The sequence below is a fragment of the bacterium Scap17 genome, from assembly GCA_013376735.1.
Lineage (GTDB): Bacteria > Pseudomonadota > Gammaproteobacteria > Pseudomonadales > Halomonadaceae > Cobetia.
Map to the genome: position 1 here is coordinate 1,045,245 of VINJ01000001.1, position 17,048 is coordinate 1,062,292.

Below are 17,048 nucleotides of genomic sequence, written 5' to 3' on the forward strand. Positions count from 1 at the left end.
CATGCTGCACGGGACTGTCGTCGCGAGTCATCTGCTGTCTGAATCAGGAAACATCATGTCTTCACGTCCGAGCGCATCAAGCACGACGTTTTCTCGTCACGCCGCCAGCGCGGCGGCCACCCAGTCCGTGTCTGCCGAGGCCGTGCCCAGTGGTCGCTTCATCACGCTGGAAGGCGGTGAAGGCGTCGGCAAGAGCACCAATGTCGCCTTCGTGGTCGCCGAGCTAGAGGCGCATGGCCTCGAGGTCGTGCGCACGCGTGAGCCGGGTGGCAGCGAGCGAGCGGAAGCCATTCGCCAGTTGCTGCTGGACCCGGCGCCGGCCGAGTCGCTGAGTGATGATGCCGAACTGCTGTTGATGTTCGCCGCGCGTGCCCAGCATCTGGCCGCGACCATTCGCCCGGCGTTGGCGCGCGGTGCCTGGGTGGTGTGTGATCGTTTCACCGACGCGACCTTTGCCTACCAGGGCGGTGGCCGCAACCTGCCGCTGGCGGATATCTCGACGTTGGAATCCCTGGTGCAGAAAGGCTTGCAGCCGGACCTGACCCTGCTGCTGGACATGCCGGTCGAGGCGGCACGTGGCCGTCTGGCCGCTCGCCGCGCCGCGACCGGCGAAGACGCTGACCGCATCGAGCAGGAAGCCGAGCAGTTCTTCGAGGCGGTGCGTGTCGGCTATCACATGCGTCGTGACGCCGACCCCGAGCGCTTTGCCACCATCGATGCCGGTCAGTCGCTTGAAGCCGTGCAGGCCGATATCGCGGCGGTGCTGGCGGCTCGCGTGGCGGCCTGGCAGGCGGACATTCCCAAGGGCATTCCCAAGGATGTGCAGCCATGAGTGCTTCAGACGTCAGCAATGGTGTCACGCTTTCGAGCTTCTCGCCGCTGCCGTGGCAGCACTCGCTGTGGCAACACTTCACCGCGGTGCACGACAACGGTCGCCTGCCGCATGCGGTGATGCTCAGCGGGCCGTCGGGGCTTGGCAAGCATGAGCTGGCCGATGCGATGATCGCCCGCGTGCTGTGTCGCACCGCCCAGGGCAAGCCCGGCGCGGCGGCCTGTGGTGAATGTCATGGCTGTCATATGCTGGCGGCGGGGCATCACCCTGATCTGATGGCGGTCGCGCCGCAGGATGTCGGCAAGATGATCCGCATCGACCCGATCCGTGAGGTCAACCGCTTCGTCTCCCAGACGGCCCAACAGGGCGGCTACCGCGTCATTCGTCTGCAACCGGCGGAGTCGATGAACATCGCCTCGGCCAACGCCTTGCTCAAGAGCCTCGAGGAGCCCGGCGCCAATACGCTGTTCATTCTGCTCAGCGACATGCCGTCACGGGTGTTGCCGACCATTCGCTCGCGCTGTCAGCAATGGCCGCTAGTGATTCCGCCGGCCGAAGAGAGCCTGCCGTGGCTCACGCAGCAGCTGGGCGAGGATGCTCAGGCCCTGCTGCGCATGGCAGGCGGTCTGCCGCAGCTGGCGGTGCGTCTTGGCGAGGCGGAGCAGCGTCAGCTGCGTCAGGCCTTGCGTGAGCTGTTCGATGCGCTGGTGCGCGGCGGCGAGCCGGTGGCCGAGGCGTGGCGACTGGAGCGCCAACCGCTGGCGCAGGTGCTGTGGTACGGTATTGCCTGGCTGGAAGACCTGATTCGCATGGGCCTGTCCGGCAATGCCGGCGACCTGCGTGACCCAAGTCTCGAGCCGCTGCTGAGACAGGCGGTCAAGAACGGGCGCACCCAGGACTGGTTCAAGCTGCTGGATTTCGCGCGCGAGCAGCGCCGCCTGCTGGCCGCGGGCGGCAACCCCAACCCTCAGCTGGTGCTGGAGGCCTGGCTGGTGCGTTGGGCCGCCTTGCTGCGCTCCTGAACGCGCAGCTGGCTTTTTCCGGCGTAAAGGCCCGAATGAAGGTCGGAGCGAACAGCCGAGGAAGGGGCTGAGCAAAGGTCCGCGTGGAAAGCCGCGAGGCTGCGCGAGGCAAGGTGGGCAGGCTAGACTGAAGCCAGCCAGGCCGTATGCTCGCCTTGCGTCAGATGGCAACAGGCAATGGCCGAAGAATACGCATTGATTCGCAGCGTGAGCCCTCATGTGAGCGTTGACGCTCGTCACGGGACTGCATGTGCCGGGAGACCGGCCGGAGGTGAAGGATGAATACCGCTCCACAGCAAGGCCAGAAGGCGCTCTCGCTGACCATTCGTGATCAGAAGACCCTGTTGGCCGCCTACATGTCGACCCTCGTGCGCGGCGGCATCTTCGTGCCGACCACCGAGCGCTACACCATGGGCCAGGAAGTCTATCTGCTGCTGACCCTGCCTGAGGAATCCGAGCGCATCCCGGTCACCGGGCGCGTGGTATGGATCTCCCCGCAGGGCGTCAGTGGCCGGCGCACTGCCGGGATCGGCATCCACTTCAGTGAAGAGGACCGCCAGGTGCGCGATCATATCGAGAACCACCTGGCCGGCATGCTCGGCAAGGGGCACGCGACCTATACGCTGTAGCGCGAGCGCAGCGTCGCTTCATCATCTCGACCGGCAGTGCCATGGGCGCCCGCCGGTCGAGCACGTTTTTCGCCGCGCTCCGCGTGGCCATCAGTAGTGAGAGTTTCCGGATGTTTGTCGATTCGCATTGCCACCTTGATCGTCTGAAACTGGAAGAGCACGGCGGGAGCCTCGAGGCCGTGCTGGACGCCGCGCGCGCCCGTCACGTGCACCAGTTTCTCGCCATTGCCGTCACGCTCGACGATGTGCCCGAGATCTCGGCCATCGCCCAGCAGCATGAGGATGTGGTGATTTCCGCCGGTGTGCATCCGCTGCATCAGGTCGACCCGGAACCCACGGTCGAGGACATCAAGAAGTGCGCCGAGCGCTTCGGCGCGGTGGCCATCGGCGAGACCGGCCTCGACTATCACTACGAGAGCGTCAGCCGCGAGCTGCAGTACGAGCGCTTTACGCGCCATCTGATCGCCGCGCGTGAGCTCGAGCTGCCGGTGATCATCCACACCCGTGAGGCGCGCGAAGACACCCTGGCGCTGATCAAGCAGCACACGGACCCCGCTGTCGGTGGCGTGCTGCACTGCTTCACCGAAGATCTCGACATGGCGCGCATCGCGGTGGGCCACGGCTTCATGGTCTCCATCTCCGGTATCGTCACCTTTCGCAACGCCGAACACGTCCGCGAGCTGGCACGCGCCATCCCGCTGGACCGCCTGCTGATCGAGACCGACAGCCCCTATCTGGCGCCGGTGCCGTACCGTGGCACCTCCAATGTGCCGGGCAATGTGGTCGAGGTCGCCGAATGCATCGCCGCCGAGCGCGGCATCACCGTCGATGAGCTGGCGATGCAGACCACCGCCAACTTCTATCGCCTGTTCCGTGCCGCCGCGCCGGAAGCGCCGGACAACGTTCGCGAAGCGCTGGCCAGCAGCGGTATGCTCATCGATTGAGCGTGGTACCCCGCATGATCTGACCACCAGGGAGGGAACGTCATGAATCCAGCCGCCATCCTCACCCAGCTGGGCGACAGGGCCACCAGCGGCAAGGCATTGCCGCCGGTGGATCAATGGCACCCGGCGCATTGTGGCGAGATGGACCTCGTCATCTGCGCCGACGGGCGCTGGATGCACGAGGGCACGCCCATCGGCCGTGCGCGACTGGTGCACATGCTGTCACGTGTCCTGCGCCGCGAGCCCGATGGCAGCTACTGCCTGGTCACGCCAGCGGAGAAGGTCACCATCCGGGTCGAGGACCGCCCCTTTCTGGCGGTGGACTGCTCCCGCGTCGAGGTCGACCCTGCACCGGCTGAGCCCGGACAGACAAGGCCCGGGCTGACAGAGTCAGGAAAGGCCGAGCCTCAGTCGGACGTCTGGCAACTGGTCACCGATCAGGGCGACGTCGTGCGGCTGGAAGGCGAGACCTGCCTGACGCTGAGCGAGACGCCGGACGGCCTGTGGCTACCGGAAGTGCCGGTGCGCTTCGGCCTTGCCGCGCGCCTGCACCGCAATCTCTACTATCGGCTGCTCGAGAGCGCCGAGACGCATGAGCAGGAAGACGGCAGCCTGACACTCGGCTTCATGAGCGGCGGGCGCTTCCAGATTCTGGGACAGCTGGCGGCCGATGAGGTCGAGGTCTGAACTTGTTTGAGCCTGCCGCCTTCCGCTCTCTCTTCCGTATGCCCCTCGCGTTCTGCTTCGCTCCTTTTCTCTCGCCGTCAGCCATTGCAGGTCTTCATGTCGTCACCACTTCCTCCCATCGAGCCCGACAGCACCGCAACCTCCGGGCCAGACGTTGCAGCATCGCCACTGGCGCTGGCCGTCGATCAGCTGACGCAACGGCTGACGGATCAGCAGCGCGCCGTGGTGGCGCATCGTGGGAGGCATGCGCGGGTAGCGGCGGTGGCGGGCTCCGGCAAGACCACCACGCTGGTGGCGCGGGTGCTGAGCCTGCTGGCGGAAGGCATTCCGGCTCAGCGGATTCTGGTGCTGATGTTCAACCGATCGGCGCGCGAGGACTTCGTCGCCAAGCTGGCGCAGTCGGCCCCGCCGGGCACACGGCTGCCCGACATCCGCACCTTCCATTCCATCGGCCATCGCCTGACCACCACCCTGGTGCGCTGGGGCAGCCTCGAGCCGCGTGAACTCATCCAGCAGGACTGGGCGCTGGAGCGTCTGCTCAAGCAGGCCGCCCAGCGTGCGCTGGGCGATGCCGATCGCGCCGATCGTGAGGCAGCGCTGGAAGGCGAGCGCCTCGAAGCGCTCGCCCAGTTCTGTGATCTGGTCAAGGCCGAGATGTGCGAGCCGACGCTGCTGTACGAGCGCATGAACCTCGGCGAGCACACCGGCCACTTCGTCGAGTCCTTTACCCAGCTTGAACAGCTGCTCGAGCAGTACGGCCAGATGACCTACGCCGATCTGCTCTACCGTCCGCTGCGTCAGCTGGAGAGGGAGCCCGAGACCCGCGCGCGCATCCAGGGGCTCCTGCAGCACGTGATCATCGATGAGTATCAGGATATCAATGAGGCGCAGCAGCGCATGCTGGCGCTGCTGGCGGGCGCACCGTCCGGCGAGGCGTCGCCCGACGAAGCTTCCTCGCCCGGCGAAGCGTCGCCCGCAGCCTCCGGCGCCATGGCAGAAGTCATGGCCGTGGGGGATGCCAACCAGTGCATCTACGAGTGGCGTGGCGCGCGGCCTGACTACATGCTGACGCGCTTTGCCGAGAGCTTTGCCGCGCCGCTGGATTTCCCGCTCAGCTACACCTTCCGTCACGGCCACCGTCTGGCGCTGGCGGCCAATCACGCCATCGCCGCCAATGCGCGCCGCCCGGACCAGCTGTGCCTGGCCGCGCCCGGTACGCCGGCGACGCGCTTGTTCGAAGGCCAGGGCGCCGCCAGTCTGGTCGCGGCGCTCACGGCCTGGCGAGAGTCAGGGCGCAGTGGCGCCGAGGCTGCCGTGCTGGTGCGCAGCTGGGCGCTGTCGGTGCCGGTGCAGTTGCAGCTGCTCAAGGCCGGCATTCCCTTCCGGCTGGGGCAGGGGGATCGCTTCGTGTTCCGTCTGCCGCTGGTGCAGGCGTTGGCGGGCTATCTGGAGCTGGCGCGTGATGCCACGCGTCTGCGCGACCCGGCGCACCTGCTGCTGCTGTTCACCCAGCCCACCGCCTTCGTCGCGCGCGAGCGCCTTGAGCGCCTGTGTCAGCAGCTGGCCGACAGCCAGCGCTGGCCACGCAAGGAAGATCCTATCCTCGAGGGGCTCAAGCCGCTGCAACGCCGCAATCTGCACAAGCGCTGGAAGCTGTTGTGTGATCTGCCTTCGCTGGGTGACTGGGCACCCGCGCGGCTGCTGCGTCATGTGGTCGATGAGCTGGAGGCCGACAAGGTGCTGCGCCGCGCCGCGGCTCGGCGTGACAAGGGCGAGGAGGATGTGCGCCTGCTGGATGTGCTGATCGAGCAGGCAGGGGAGCTTGCCAATGATCCCGACGCCTTCATCAATCTTTTGCGCAATCCGGTCGAGGACGCCGCCGATGGCGTGCTGATCACCACGGTGCATGGGGCCAAGGGACTGGAGTGGCCGCTGGTGGGGCTGTGGGGCATGAACGAGGAAGACTTCCCGGCCTACTCGCGTGACAACCCGCTGTCGCCGGAGCGCCTCGAGGAGGAGCGTCGGCTGTGCTACGTCGGGGTGACGCGTGCCCGCGAGCAGCTGCACCTGTGGCGCGACGGTGGCACGCATACGCCAAGCCGCTTCCTCGCGGAGCTGTGCGTGGAGGACTGCACGCGCCTCGGCGACTGGATTCACGGTGCCGGCAAGCGCGCCAGGCTTGCCCGTCTGCAGGCCGAGGACGGCGATGAGGCCGCCCGCGAGTCAGCGGCCGGAAGCGATGAGCGCCTGCGTGTGGCGGCGCCGGCGCTTGGCGAGGCCTATCTGGCGCGGCTGCCTCTGGCACGTCACGGCATCACGCCGCCGACGCTGGAAGCGCTGCCGAAGAAGGTCGCCAGGTCCCCGGGCAGGTCGGCCAGCAAGTCGACTGCGCAAGGCCAGTCCAGCTCGGGCGGCACCCATGCTCGCGGCGCTCGACAGGGCAATCGCTCTCCACGCGGCGAGCCGGCGGTGCTGCGACGCGTCGGTGATTGGGAAGTCGGTCAGCGCTTGCGTCACGAGAGCTTCGGGGAGGGGGTGATCGAAGAGGTCTCCGGCAATGAGGCCAATCCGCTGATCGAGGTGCGCTTCGCCGATGGCAACAAGCGCCGCCTGATCGCCACGCGTGCCCCGCTGACAGCCTTGTGACCCTTGTGTCCCTTGTGACCTTGTGACAATGGACTTGAGACTCGGGCGACAAGGTCGCGCGATTGCCAAGCCTTGCGTCGAGCGCCATCATGCCTCCAGCGCATCCTCGTCTGCCCGAAAAGGAGTTCCCATGGCTCAGTATCCTGATCCTGCCGCATTGGCGGCAGCCTCCGTCTCCGCCTCGTCTCTGCTGGTGCCGGACCAGCGCCAGGCGCCTCTGATCGATGCCAGCCAGCTGGTGACCCAGCTGGCGATGGCGGGCCTCAAGTCGCCCGTGGTGCTGGATTGCCGTGCGCGTCTCGACGATGGGGAAGCCGGCGAGCGGCTGTGGCGTGAAGGCCATCTGCCGGGTGCCATCCATGTCGATATGGACCGTGATCTGTCGGCCGCCGTGCGCGAGGACGGCGTGGGCGGGCGGCATCCGCTGCCGTCACATCAGGCGACGGCCGAGCTGTTCCGCCGCCTCGGCATCACGCCCGAGCAGCAGCTGGTGGTCTATGACGACATGGGCGGACAGATGGCGGCGGCGCGGCTATGGTGGATGCTGACCTGGGCCGGGCACCCGGACGTGCGGGTGCTGGATGGCGGCATCCAAGCCTGGAATCAGGCCATGGGCGAGCTCAAGCGTGCGCCTGCCCAGCCGGTGACTCCTACACCCAGCGACTGGCAGCCGAGCTTTGATGACAGCCTGCTGGTCAGCGCCCAGGAAGTGGCCGCCACGGATGACAGCTTGCTGGATGCCCGCGGCGAAGCGCGTTTTCGAGGTGAGCAGGAGCCGGTCGACCCGGTGGCAGGCCATATCCCCGGGGCATCCTGCCGACCGACCCCCAGCAATCTGGAAGCCAACGGCCGCTTCAAGGACCGCATGAGCCTGATGCGTGAGCTGCGCAGCCTGCTGCCGGCGCAGGGTGAGGTAATCGCCTATTGCGGTTCCGGCATCAGCGCCTGCCAGAACATCCTGGCCTTCGCGATCGCGGGGCTGCCGCTGCCGCGCCTGTATGCCGGTTCCTGGAGTGACTGGATCAGTGATCCCGCGCGCCCGGTAGCCACCGGTGAGGCCAGCGAGAAGTAGCCGCACGCGCCAGTGCGATGATGGCCCCACAAATGACAACGCCCGCCAGAGGTTTCTCTGGCGGGCGTTGTCGTTCGTGGGGCGCTTTGTCCGACTCTTTGCGTGCGTGCGTGCGTGCGTGCTTACGCTTGCGACTTGGGCTCAGCAGCGGGCTTGCGCGAATCGAAGCGTTCCAGCAGGGCGGCGTTGGCGCAGTTGCCCATCACGTTGAGGGCGGTGCGCAGGCCATCGGTGAAGCGGTCCACCCCGGCGACCACGGCCACACCTTCCAGCGGCAGACCTGCCGCGCCCAGCACGGTGGTCATCGCGACCAGCCCCGCACCCGGTACGCCAGCCGTCGAGAAGCTGACCAGCAGGCCGGTGGTGAACACGGTGATCACCAGCGAGGTGGTGACATCGATGCCGAACAGCTGCGCCACGAACAGCGCATTGAAGCCCTGCAGCACAGCGGCGCCGTCACGCTTGAGCGCCGTGCCGAAGGGCAGCGCGAAGCTGGCCAGGGAGTCATTCATGCCGTAGTCGCGGGCATTGCCCAGCGCCAGTGGTAGGGTCGCGCCGGAACTTGCGGTACCGAAGGCGAAGCCCAGGCTCTGGCCGAAGTGGCGCACGAAGGCCAGCGGGCGGGCACCGGTGACGGCCAGCAGCACCAGATAGAGCAGCGCCATCAGCGCCAGCGCGATGATCAGGCCGATCACGTACATGCCCAGGCGCATCAGCAAATCCAGCCCCTGGGTGGCGATCACCGAGGTGATCAGCGCGAAGACCCCCACCGGCGCCAGCTTGAGCACGAAGGACAGCACCTTGAGGCTGACGGTGTAACCGCTCTCGATCACACGATGCAGCGGCGCGCTTTCCTCCGGCAGGGCGCGCATTGCCAGCCCGATCAGGGCGGCCGCGAAGATGACCTGCAGCAGGCCGCCGCCACCCAGTGCGGTGAAGGGATTGTTGGGCACCAGGCCCACCAGCCACTGGGCGATGCTGTCGGCGTTGCGGCCTTCAGGCGCTGAATCCACCAGGCTCTCTGCGCCAACGCCCGGCGTCAGCCAGTGAGCGACCAGCATGCCCAGCGTCAGCGCCACGGCACTGGTGACCACGTAACTGCCCAGCAGGCGCCCGGCGTGGCGACCGACGTCGGCGCCGCCTTCGCGGTTGGTCAGGCTCATGATCAGGGCGCCGAACACCATCGGCACCACCACGAATTGCAGCAGGCGCAGGAAGATCTGGCCCACCGGTGTCAGCAGGTGGCTGTCGAGCCAGGCAACGCTGCCCTCGGGCAGAGTGCCTGCCCCGGCGTTCAGGGCAAGGCCGCTGAGAATGCCCAGCCCCAGGGCGAGCAGTATCTGGCGTGTGACGGACATGGTGGCTCCGAAGCGATGGCATGAATCTGAATTCGAGGGAGGCTAATGTGCTACCGGGAAGCTGTTATATCAACAATCGCTTTGAGATTGTTTTGGAATAAAACAAGAAGCACTTACGGGGCGCAAGGCTTCCGCGCCTGCGGCGCTGAGGAATGAGGAGGGGCAGACACGACAACGCCGCCACGGCAGGGCCGTGGCGGCGTTGTCAGCTGGCGGGCAGCAGGGGCTTGCTTGTTGGGGCTTACATGTTGGGATAGTTGGGGCCACCGCCGCCTTCCGGCGCGACCCAGGTGATGTTCTGCGCCGGGTCCTTGATGTCACAGGTCTTGCAGTGCACGCAGTTCTGGAAGTTGATCTGGAACTGCGGCTCACCGGCCTCCTCGATGATCTCGTAGACACCGGCCGGGCAGTAGCGCTGGGCGGGCTCGGCGTAGCGCGGCAGGTTGTCACGCACCGGAAGCTCCGGGTCGGACAGGCGCAGGTGACACGGCTGGTCTTCCTCGTGATTGGTGTTGGAGAGGAACACCGAGGACAGCTTGTCGAAGGACAGCTTGCCGTCCGGCTTGGGGTACTCGATCTTCGTGCACTCAGCCGCCGGGCGAATGCGCGCGTAGTCCGGCGTGGTGTCATGCAGGGTCGGCAGGCGGCCGCCCGTCAGCTGGTCGAGGAAGTTGTAGGCGCCACCGAGGAAGGTGCCGTACTTGTGCATGGCCGGGCCGAAGCTGCGCGAGGCGTCCAGCTCCTCATAGGCCCAGCTGTCCTTGAAGCGCTTGCCGAAGTCGACCAGGTCTTCACCGCCTTCGTCGCCGCCCTTGATGGCGTCGAACACGCTTTCCGCTGCCAGCATGCCGGACTTCATGGCGGTATGCAGGCCCTTGATCTTGGCGAAGTTGAGCGTGCCGGCGTCGCAACCGATCAGCAGACCGCCGGGGAAGCTCATCTTGGGCAGGCAGTTGAGGCCGCCCTTGGCGATGGCACGCGCCCCGTAGGAGACCCGCTTGCCGCCCTCGAGATGGCGGGCCAGGGTCGGATGCTGCTTCATGCGCTGGAATTCATCGAAGGGCGACAGGTACGGATTGTCGTAGGCGAGATCGACGATCAGGCCCACCACCACCTGCTGGTCATCGGTGTGATAGAGGAAGAAGCCGCCTTCGGCGTTGCCCTTGAGCGGCCAGCCGCTGCCATGCACCACCAGCCCCGGCTGGTGCTGTTCGGCGGGCACATCCCACAGCTCCTTCAAGCCGATGCCGTAGTGCTGGGCATCCGCTTCGCTATCGAGCGAGAAGCGCGAGATCAGCTGCTTGCCCAGGTGGCCACGGCAGCCCTCGGCGAACAGGGTGTACTTGCCGCGCAGTTCCATGCCCGGCATGTGGCCATCCTTCTCGCTGCCATCGGCGGCCACGCCCATGTCACCGACCACGATGCCGCACACCGTGCCATCCTCGCCATGCAGCACTTCCTGGGCGGCGAAGCCCGGGAAGATCTCGACGCCCAGCTCCTCGGCCTGCTCGCCCAGCCAGCGCGTCAGGTTGCCGGCGCTGATGATGTAGTTGCCATCGTTGTGCATGGTCCTGGGGACCAGTGCATTGGGGATGACCTGCGCTTTCTGGTCGTCCTTGAGCAGCACGACCTCGTCACGGGTGACGGCCGTCTTGAGCGGTGCGCCGCGCTCGGCCCAGTCGGGGAACAGCTCGGTCAGTGCACGCGGCTCGAGCACGGCGCCGGACAGGATGTGCGCGCCGACTTCAGAGCCTTTCTCGACCACGCAGACCGTCAGCTCCTTCTCGGCCGCGTTGGCCTGCTGCATCAGTCGGCAGGCCGCCGCCAGGCCGGAAGGGCCGGCACCGACGATGACCACGTCGAAATCCATGAATTCGCGTTCCATGACCCGTCTCCTCAATCTTTGCGCCGTCAGGGCCCCGCGGATCCGGCGGGGCGGGCGTGTCACGAACGGCCATGGCCGTTCGCTGGGCAGTGAACCTCCGACGTGGCGTGCGTCAGGGCACGACTCGTCGGAGTGAAAATAGGGGTGCGACTCACGCTGGCTCGCCATGTCCTGCACGGGCGACTGGCCGCTCGACACAAGGCGCTGGCGCGAAGCAGCCGCATAGCATGCCGCAACAGTAGCATTTAAAACGACCGTTTGTTTATTATGCTTGGGTCTGACGTAATAGCTACCGGGGGTGTTGCAGGAAATCGCCCGATGGGTTTCACGCTCGGGCGTGTTGAGAGTGATTGTCAGGTTTGACCCCGGCAACCAATTCTGCGCAAGATGCCCGCATGAGAATGGCGGCGCCCGGACAGTGAAAACCACGCCGGTCTGGCTGACTTCATCCGTCGGGTGCCAGCGGATATCGTGGCGAGACACTTGTCATCACGGTCATCTTTGGAAGATATTCACCTATCAAACGCTTGCATGAATCGAGCGCTGGCGACCTCACGGTCACTGGTACTCCATGAGAAATCAGCGAGGACACCATGAAAGTACTCGTCGCGGTGAAACGCGTCATCGATTACAACGTCAAGATTCGCGTCAAGGCGGACCAGTCTGACGTCGATCTGACCAACGTCAAGATGGCCATGAACCCCTTCTGCGAGATCGCCGTGGAAGAAGCGGTGCGCCTGAAGGAAAAGGGCGTGGCGACCGAAGTCGTGGCCGTGACCATCGGCCCGAAGGCCGCCCAGGAACAGCTGCGTACCGCGCTGGCGCTGGGCGCCGATCGCGCCGTGCAGGTGATGACCGATGACGCCGTCGACTCGCTGGCCGTGGCCAAGCTGCTGGCCAAGGTGGTCGAGGAAGAACAGCCCGGCCTGGTGATTCTCGGCAAGCAGTCCATCGATGCCGACAACAACCAGACTGGCCAGATGCTGGCGGCACTCACCGGCATGGGGCAGGGTACCTTCGCCTCCGAGGTGGTGGTCGATGGCGAGAGCGTCAACGTCACCCGCGAGATCGATGGCGGCCTGCAGACCGTCAAGCTGAACCTGCCGGCGGTGGTCACCACTGACCTGCGCCTCAACGAGCCGCGCTACGCCAAGCTGCCGGACATCATGAAGGCCAAGAAGAAGCCGCTGGACGTCAAGACGCCGGAAGAACTGGGTGTCTCCACGGCCTCCAAGGTGTCGCTGGTCAAGGTCACGCCGCCGGCCGAGCGTCAGGGCGGCATCAAGGTCGGCTCCGTCGATGAGCTGGTGGACAAACTCAAGAACGAAGCAAAGGTGATCTCATGAGCATTCTCGTCATTGCCGATCATCATGATGGCCAGCTGACCAGCAGCACCGCGAGTGTCGTGGCAGCCGCAACCGCCATCGGTGGCGATATCGACGTGCTGGTCGCCGGTGAGGGCGTAGGCGCCGTCGCCGAGCAGGCCGCCAAGCTTGCCGGCATCGCGCGTGTGCGTGTCGCCGACAATGCCGTCTACGCCCATCAGCTGGCCGAGAACCTGTCGGCACTGGTCGTGGCGCTGGCCGATGACTACAGCCACGTGCTGTCCAGCGCCTCCACCACCGCCAAGAACTTCATGCCGCGTGTCGCGGCACTGAAGGACGTGGCGCAGATCTCCGAGATCACCGCCGTCGAGAGCGCCGATACCTTTCAGCGCCCGATCTACGCCGGCAACGCCGTCGCCACCGTCAAGAGTGACGATGTGCTCAAGGTCATCACCGTGCGTGCCACCGGTTTCGATCCGGTCGCGCTCGACGGTCAGGCAGGCATCGAGGCCGTGGACGTGGTCGAGAATGCAGGTGTCTCGAGCTTCGTCGAGGAAACCCTGGCCGAAAGCGAGCGCCCTGAGCTTGGCTCCGCCAAGGTGGTGATCTCCGGTGGCCGCGGCATGGGCAATGGTGAGAACTTCGCGCTGCTCAACGGTATCGCCGACAAGCTGGGCGCCGCCATCGGTGCCTCACGCGCTGCCGTCGATGCTGGCTTCGTGCCCAACGACATGCAGGTCGGCCAGACCGGCAAGATCGTCGCGCCGGATCTCTACATCGCCGTCGGTATCTCCGGGGCGATCCAGCACCTGGCGGGCATGAAGGACTCCAAGGTCATCGTCGCGATCAACAAGGACGAGGAAGCACCGATCTTCCAGGTCGCGGATTACGGCCTGGTCGGTGATCTGTTCGAGGTGCTGCCGGAGCTGGAAGGCAAGCTCTGAGCCACGCCTCGCAAGGCTGAGGCCGAGACACCGCAAGGTGCCCTGGCCAATCAACGCGACCCGCTTCGGCGGGTCGCGTTTTTTTGTGTCTGCGGGCAAGGGTAGAGGCAAGGGGTGGGGCGAGGGCAGGGGAGAGAGCGTCAGGAGAAAAGTGCAACGCTGCATTGCAGGTTTCAGGGCCTGCTGATGGGGCAGAGCGAGGCAAGATCAATTGATAATTGTTCTTGTTTGTAATACCGTCCACGCCAGTGATTTGCATTTCCACTCGGAAGCCACTAGCGGCCTGGCAGGCGACCGAGGATGCAACCAAGCCTAGTTCTTCAGGAGATGTCCGTGCGGCGTTCGACTTCTTTCCCCTTCCCGTGCGTGCGAGCCCTTGGCGGCCTGCTCCCGGCGCTGGTGCTGCTTGCACCGCTGACAGCCACGGTATTGCCCGCGCATGCCGAGACACTGCGTGACAGTGCCGCCACTCATCAGGAAGCCCAGCGTAAGCTGCAGGCGCGTATCGACGCCGCCGATGACGAGACGCGTGCGCTGCTGGTACGCCTGCGCGAAGCGCGTCAGGAAGCCGCGCGTCTGGAAAGCTATACCGCGGAGCTGACGCCGCTGAATGCTGATCGCGCGGCGCGTATCGAGCGCCAGCGCACGGCGCTGGAGAATCTCGAGGCCACGCGTGAGTCGCTGCCGGGCCTGCTGCGTCAGCAGGTCGAGGAGCTTGAGGACTTCATCGAGCAGGATCTGCCGTTTCTCAAGGACGAGCGCCTCGCGCGCGTCCAGCGTCTGCGTGACAACCTCTCCAATGCCAGCTTGAGCAATGACGAGCGCCTCGATCAGCTGCTCAATGCCTGGCAGCAGGAGCTGAGCTACGGTCAGGGCTTCGATACCTGGCGCGCAGGGCTTGTCGGTGGGGAAGACACCGAGGTGCAGTATCTGCGTGTCGGCCGCGTCGGCCTCTATTACCTGACGCTGGATGGTCAGCATGGTGGCGCCTGGCAGGCCAGAAATAGCAGCTGGCAGGTACTGGATGACAGCGGCCTGGAAGCGCTGCGCAAGGGCATCAGCATGGCGCGTGACCAGCAGGCACCGTCACTGGTGACCCTGCCGCTGTCGGTGCCGGTCGAGGACGTCGAGCTGGCTCCGAAGGGGCGCCTGTCGCAGTCCGCGCTCGAGAGCGCCGATCAGGCTGCCGCGGCAGTCACCAGCACACGCACCACCGCACCCCGTACCGCGCAGGAGTCCAGCTGATGGCGACGAATTCACAAGCGCCACGTGCGTCTCTGTCACGCCTGCTGCTGACGGCCGGCACCCTGGGGCTGCTGACGTTGTCGTCTCCTGCCGTGTTGGCGGCGACCGGCAGTGCCGAGCAGTCATTGAGCGTCGAGCAGTTCGAACAGGCCGCCAGTCAGGCCGAAGGCCGCGATCAGGCGCGTCTCGACACCCTGTTGTCGGATCGCGAGGCACTGCAAGCGGCGGTCAGCGAGGCCGAGGCGCGGCGTGACAGCCTGCGCGAGACGCGCGCGACCCTCGAGGCCGAAGCGCAGGAGCAACAGGCGACTCTCAGCGGTCTGGACGAAGAGCGCCAGACCCAGCAGGGCGATCTCGGCCAGGTGTTCGAGGTGACGCGCAAGCATGCCCGCGAGACGCGTGAAGCGCTGGCGGGCAACTGGCTGCTGGTCGGCGGCCAGGCGCGTCTGCCGGACTTGGGGCCGCGCGATGAGGTGCCGGGCCGCGAGCGACTCGCCGCCTTGACCGCGGACATCCGCAGCATCGCCACCGAAAGCGGTCGCGCACTGCGCTTCCAGGCACCGCTGGCCGGGCCGGATGGCAGCATCAAGCCGCGTGAGATCGTGCGCGTCGGCGAGCAGATGGCTTTCAGCGGTCGTCACCTGCTGGCGCCGCTGTCGGAAGACAAGGCCGTGGATGGCCCCTCGGCGCTGGACACCCTCGGCCTTGCGGGTACCACGCCACTGCGCATTCGCAAGCAGCTGGCGGCCTTCGATGCCGGCGACAGTGATCGTCTGAGCTTCGACCCCACCGGTGGCGATGTCACCCAGGCACTGGCGCGGGCGCCGCGTCTCGGTGAGCGCCTCAAGCAGGGCGGCGCCGTCGGTTATGTCATCGTCGGCCTGGGCGTGCTGGGCCTGATCATCGCGCTGATCCAGCTGGTGCGTCTGTCGCTGACCCGTCGGGCGGTCAAGCGTCAGGAAGCCGACCTGAGCCAGCTCAGTGACGACAATCCGCTGGGTCGTGTGCTGCATCGCTTTGAAGGCATGCGCCACGATCACGAGCCGGAAGCGCTCGAAGCCCGTCTCGACGAGGCGTTGCTGGCCGAGCAGCCCAGGCTCGAACGTGGCCAGGCGCTGGTCAAGCTGCTGGCTGCCATCGCGCCGCTGCTGGGTCTGCTGGGTACCGTGACCGGCATGATCGGCACCTTCCAGTCGATCACCGTCTTCGGTACCGGCGACCCGAAATTGATGGCCGGCGGTATCTCCCAGGCGCTGGTGACCACCGTGCTGGGTCTGGTGACCGCCGTGCCGCTGCTGTTCGCCCAGACCGGGCTTTCCAGCCTGTCCAAGGGCCTGATGGGCCGCCTCGAGGGCCGCGCCAGTGCCCGTCTGGCCGACCACCTCGAGAAGCGCGCTCCGAGCAAGGCTGCCAGCGCGGCGGCGCGTCAGCGGGATATCGTGCATGCCTGATTCGTTGTCCGCCTTTTCCTTGCTGAGCGGTGGCTTCGCGCCAGTGATGCGGCTGGTGGAAAGCGGTGGCCCGCTGATCGTGGTGATCTGCCTGATCGCCATGGTGCTGTTCGGGCTGGCGCTGGAGCGCGGCCTCTACTGGCGGCTCGTGCATCGTCCGGCGCGTCAGCAGTTGATCCACGACTGGGTGGCGCGCAGCGAACACCACAGCTGGTCGGCGCTCACCCATCGCGAAGTGCTGACCCGTGAGCTGCTGTCACGTCTGCGCGCGCCGCTGCCGTGGCTCAAGCTGCTGGTGCTGATCTGCCCGCTGGCCGGCCTGTTGGGCACCGTGACCGGCATGATCCATGTCTTCGATTCGTTGGCGATCGCCGGCACCGGCCAGGCGCGTGCCATGGCCGATGGTGTGGCACGTGCCACGCTGCCGACGCTGGCCGGCATGGCGGTCGCGGTGGTGGGCCTGATGTTCGTCACGCGCTTCGAGCGCGTGGTGCGTCGTGAAGACCAGCGTCTGCACGACCGTCTGGCGCGCGCCGTCGACGATGCACGTTCCGGCATGTCCGCTGCGAACGGCTTTGATTCCTCCTCTGATACAAGCGAGACACCACATGCGTAGACGTCGCATGGAGGCCGCGGAAGACAGCGGCGAGATCAATCTGACGCCGATGCTGGATGTCGTCTTCATCATGTTGATCTTCTTCATCGTCACCACCAGCTTCGTCAAGGAGTCCGGAGTCGAGATCCAGCGTCCGGAAGCCTCCAATGCTACGGCGCGCCCCGATGCGGCGGTCATGGTCGCCATTACCGCCGAGGGCGCGGTGTGGGTCGACGGCAAGCCGGTGGATGCCCATCGCGTCGGCGACGCCGTGGCCGATCTTGCCGATGGTCAGCCGGTGGTGATCCAGGCCGACAGCCGCTCACAGACCGGTCTGCTGGTCGAGACGATGGATGCACTGCGCAACGCGGGTGTGCAGGACATCGCGGTCGCCGCCTCGAAGGGCGAATGAC

At 66.2% G+C, this 17,048-nt stretch carries 15 protein-coding genes; 13 read left to right on the forward strand and 2 right to left on the reverse strand.

The genetic code is table 11. The features are described 5' to 3' along the window. Positions 1–55: 55 nt before the first annotated feature. The 7 genes from FLM52_04525 (at position 56) to FLM52_04555 (ending at position 7,832) form a co-directional block, all read left to right on the forward strand. Positions 56–832, forward strand: coding sequence for a dTMP kinase (locus tag FLM52_04525; protein ID NVN55062.1), 777 nt, complete (start codon positions 56–58; stop codon positions 830–832). After that, a complete protein-coding gene (locus tag FLM52_04530; protein NVN55063.1) occupies positions 829–1,854 on the forward strand; it encodes a DNA polymerase III subunit delta' in 1,026 nt (341 codons plus the stop codon). The genes FLM52_04525 and FLM52_04530 overlap by 4 nt, the downstream gene beginning before the upstream one ends. A 278-nt stretch (positions 1,855–2,132) precedes the next feature. Continuing rightward, positions 2,133–2,483, forward strand: coding sequence for a pilus assembly protein PilZ (locus tag FLM52_04535; GenBank protein ID NVN55064.1), 351 nt, complete (start codon positions 2,133–2,135; stop codon positions 2,481–2,483). Positions 2,484–2,593: 110 nt separating this feature from the next. Continuing rightward, positions 2,594–3,427, forward strand: a complete 834-nt coding sequence (locus FLM52_04540) for a TatD family deoxyribonuclease (GenBank protein NVN55065.1) — start codon at positions 2,594–2,596, stop codon at positions 3,425–3,427. A 42-nt stretch (positions 3,428–3,469) separates the two neighbouring features. Further along, positions 3,470–4,114 carry a DUF1285 domain-containing protein gene (locus FLM52_04545; protein NVN55066.1) on the forward strand — a complete coding sequence of 215 codons (645 nt, stop codon included), beginning with the start codon at positions 3,470–3,472 and terminating at the stop codon, positions 4,112–4,114. 96 nt (positions 4,115–4,210) lie between these two features. Further along, complete coding sequence (locus tag FLM52_04550; protein NVN55067.1) at positions 4,211–6,760, forward strand: ATP-dependent helicase; 2,550 nt, start codon at positions 4,211–4,213, stop codon at positions 6,758–6,760. A gap of 253 nt (positions 6,761–7,013) precedes the next feature. Then, positions 7,014–7,832: a sulfurtransferase gene (locus FLM52_04555; protein NVN55068.1), complete on the forward strand. Its 819-nt coding sequence runs from the start codon at positions 7,014–7,016 to the stop codon at positions 7,830–7,832. 122 nt (positions 7,833–7,954) lie between these two features. Here the strand turns inward: FLM52_04555 and FLM52_04560 are convergent, their stop codons facing one another. Both FLM52_04560 and FLM52_04565 read right to left on the reverse strand, forming a co-directional pair. Further along, a complete protein-coding gene (locus tag FLM52_04560) occupies positions 7,955–9,190 on the reverse strand; it encodes a dicarboxylate/amino acid:cation symporter (protein NVN55069.1) in 1,236 nt (411 codons plus the stop codon). A gap of 241 nt (positions 9,191–9,431) precedes the next feature. Then, positions 9,432–11,075, reverse strand: a complete 1,644-nt coding sequence (locus FLM52_04565) for an electron transfer flavoprotein-ubiquinone oxidoreductase (GenBank protein NVN55070.1) — start codon at positions 11,073–11,075, stop codon at positions 9,432–9,434. A gap of 593 nt (positions 11,076–11,668) precedes the next feature. Between FLM52_04565 and FLM52_04570 the strand changes: the two genes are divergently transcribed. The 6 genes from FLM52_04570 (at position 11,669) to FLM52_04595 (ending at position 17,047) form a co-directional block, all read left to right on the forward strand. Further along, on the forward strand, positions 11,669–12,421 hold the full coding sequence (locus FLM52_04570; protein NVN55071.1) for an electron transfer flavoprotein subunit beta/FixA family protein: 753 nt from the start codon (positions 11,669–11,671) through the stop codon (positions 12,419–12,421). Further along, positions 12,418–13,344, forward strand: a complete 927-nt coding sequence (locus tag FLM52_04575; GenBank protein ID NVN55072.1) for an electron transfer flavoprotein subunit alpha/FixB family protein — start codon at positions 12,418–12,420, stop codon at positions 13,342–13,344. Before FLM52_04570 ends, FLM52_04575 begins: the two co-directional genes overlap by 4 nt. Before the next feature lie 327 nt (positions 13,345–13,671). Continuing rightward, positions 13,672–14,589 (forward strand): DUF3450 domain-containing protein, encoded by a 918-nt coding sequence (locus tag FLM52_04580; GenBank protein NVN55073.1) that lies wholly within the window; start codon positions 13,672–13,674, stop codon positions 14,587–14,589. After that, a complete protein-coding gene (locus FLM52_04585; GenBank protein ID NVN55074.1) occupies positions 14,589–16,040 on the forward strand; it encodes a MotA/TolQ/ExbB proton channel family protein in 1,452 nt (483 codons plus the stop codon). Before FLM52_04580 ends, FLM52_04585 begins: the two co-directional genes overlap by 1 nt. Next, positions 16,033–16,656, forward strand: a complete 624-nt coding sequence (locus FLM52_04590) for a MotA/TolQ/ExbB proton channel family protein (GenBank protein NVN55075.1) — start codon at positions 16,033–16,035, stop codon at positions 16,654–16,656. The genes FLM52_04585 and FLM52_04590 overlap by 8 nt, the downstream gene beginning before the upstream one ends. Further along, positions 16,649–17,047, forward strand: coding sequence for a biopolymer transporter ExbD (locus FLM52_04595; protein ID NVN55076.1), 399 nt, complete (start codon positions 16,649–16,651; stop codon positions 17,045–17,047). The genes FLM52_04590 and FLM52_04595 overlap by 8 nt, the downstream gene beginning before the upstream one ends. The last annotated feature ends 1 nt before the right edge of the window (position 17,048 follow it).

Bases quoted from the DNA above. Each gene is read 5' to 3' on its own strand.
- FLM52_04525 (NVN55062.1), top strand. From the start codon at position 56: ATGTCTTCACGTCCGAGCGCATCAAGCACGACGTTTTCTCGTCACGCC.
- FLM52_04530 (NVN55063.1), top strand. From the start codon at position 829: ATGAGTGCTTCAGACGTCAGCAATGGTGTCACGCTTTCGAGCTTCTCG.
- FLM52_04535 (NVN55064.1), top strand. From the start codon at position 2,133: ATGAATACCGCTCCACAGCAAGGCCAGAAGGCGCTCTCGCTGACCATT.
- FLM52_04540 (NVN55065.1), top strand. From the start codon at position 2,594: ATGTTTGTCGATTCGCATTGCCACCTTGATCGTCTGAAACTGGAAGAG.
- FLM52_04545 (NVN55066.1), top strand. From the start codon at position 3,470: ATGAATCCAGCCGCCATCCTCACCCAGCTGGGCGACAGGGCCACCAGC.
- FLM52_04550 (NVN55067.1), top strand. From the start codon at position 4,211: ATGTCGTCACCACTTCCTCCCATCGAGCCCGACAGCACCGCAACCTCC.
- FLM52_04555 (NVN55068.1), top strand. From the start codon at position 7,014: ATGGCGGGCCTCAAGTCGCCCGTGGTGCTGGATTGCCGTGCGCGTCTC.
- FLM52_04560 (NVN55069.1), bottom strand. From the start codon at position 9,190: ATGTCCGTCACACGCCAGATACTGCTCGCCCTGGGGCTGGGCATTCTC.
- FLM52_04565 (NVN55070.1), bottom strand. From the start codon at position 11,075: ATGGAACGCGAATTCATGGATTTCGACGTGGTCATCGTCGGTGCCGGC.
- FLM52_04570 (NVN55071.1), top strand. From the start codon at position 11,669: ATGAAAGTACTCGTCGCGGTGAAACGCGTCATCGATTACAACGTCAAG.
- FLM52_04575 (NVN55072.1), top strand. From the start codon at position 12,418: ATGAGCATTCTCGTCATTGCCGATCATCATGATGGCCAGCTGACCAGC.
- FLM52_04580 (NVN55073.1), top strand. From the start codon at position 13,672: ATGTCCGTGCGGCGTTCGACTTCTTTCCCCTTCCCGTGCGTGCGAGCC.
- FLM52_04585 (NVN55074.1), top strand. From the start codon at position 14,589: ATGGCGACGAATTCACAAGCGCCACGTGCGTCTCTGTCACGCCTGCTG.
- FLM52_04590 (NVN55075.1), top strand. From the start codon at position 16,033: ATGCCTGATTCGTTGTCCGCCTTTTCCTTGCTGAGCGGTGGCTTCGCG.
- FLM52_04595 (NVN55076.1), top strand. From the start codon at position 16,649: ATGCGTAGACGTCGCATGGAGGCCGCGGAAGACAGCGGCGAGATCAAT.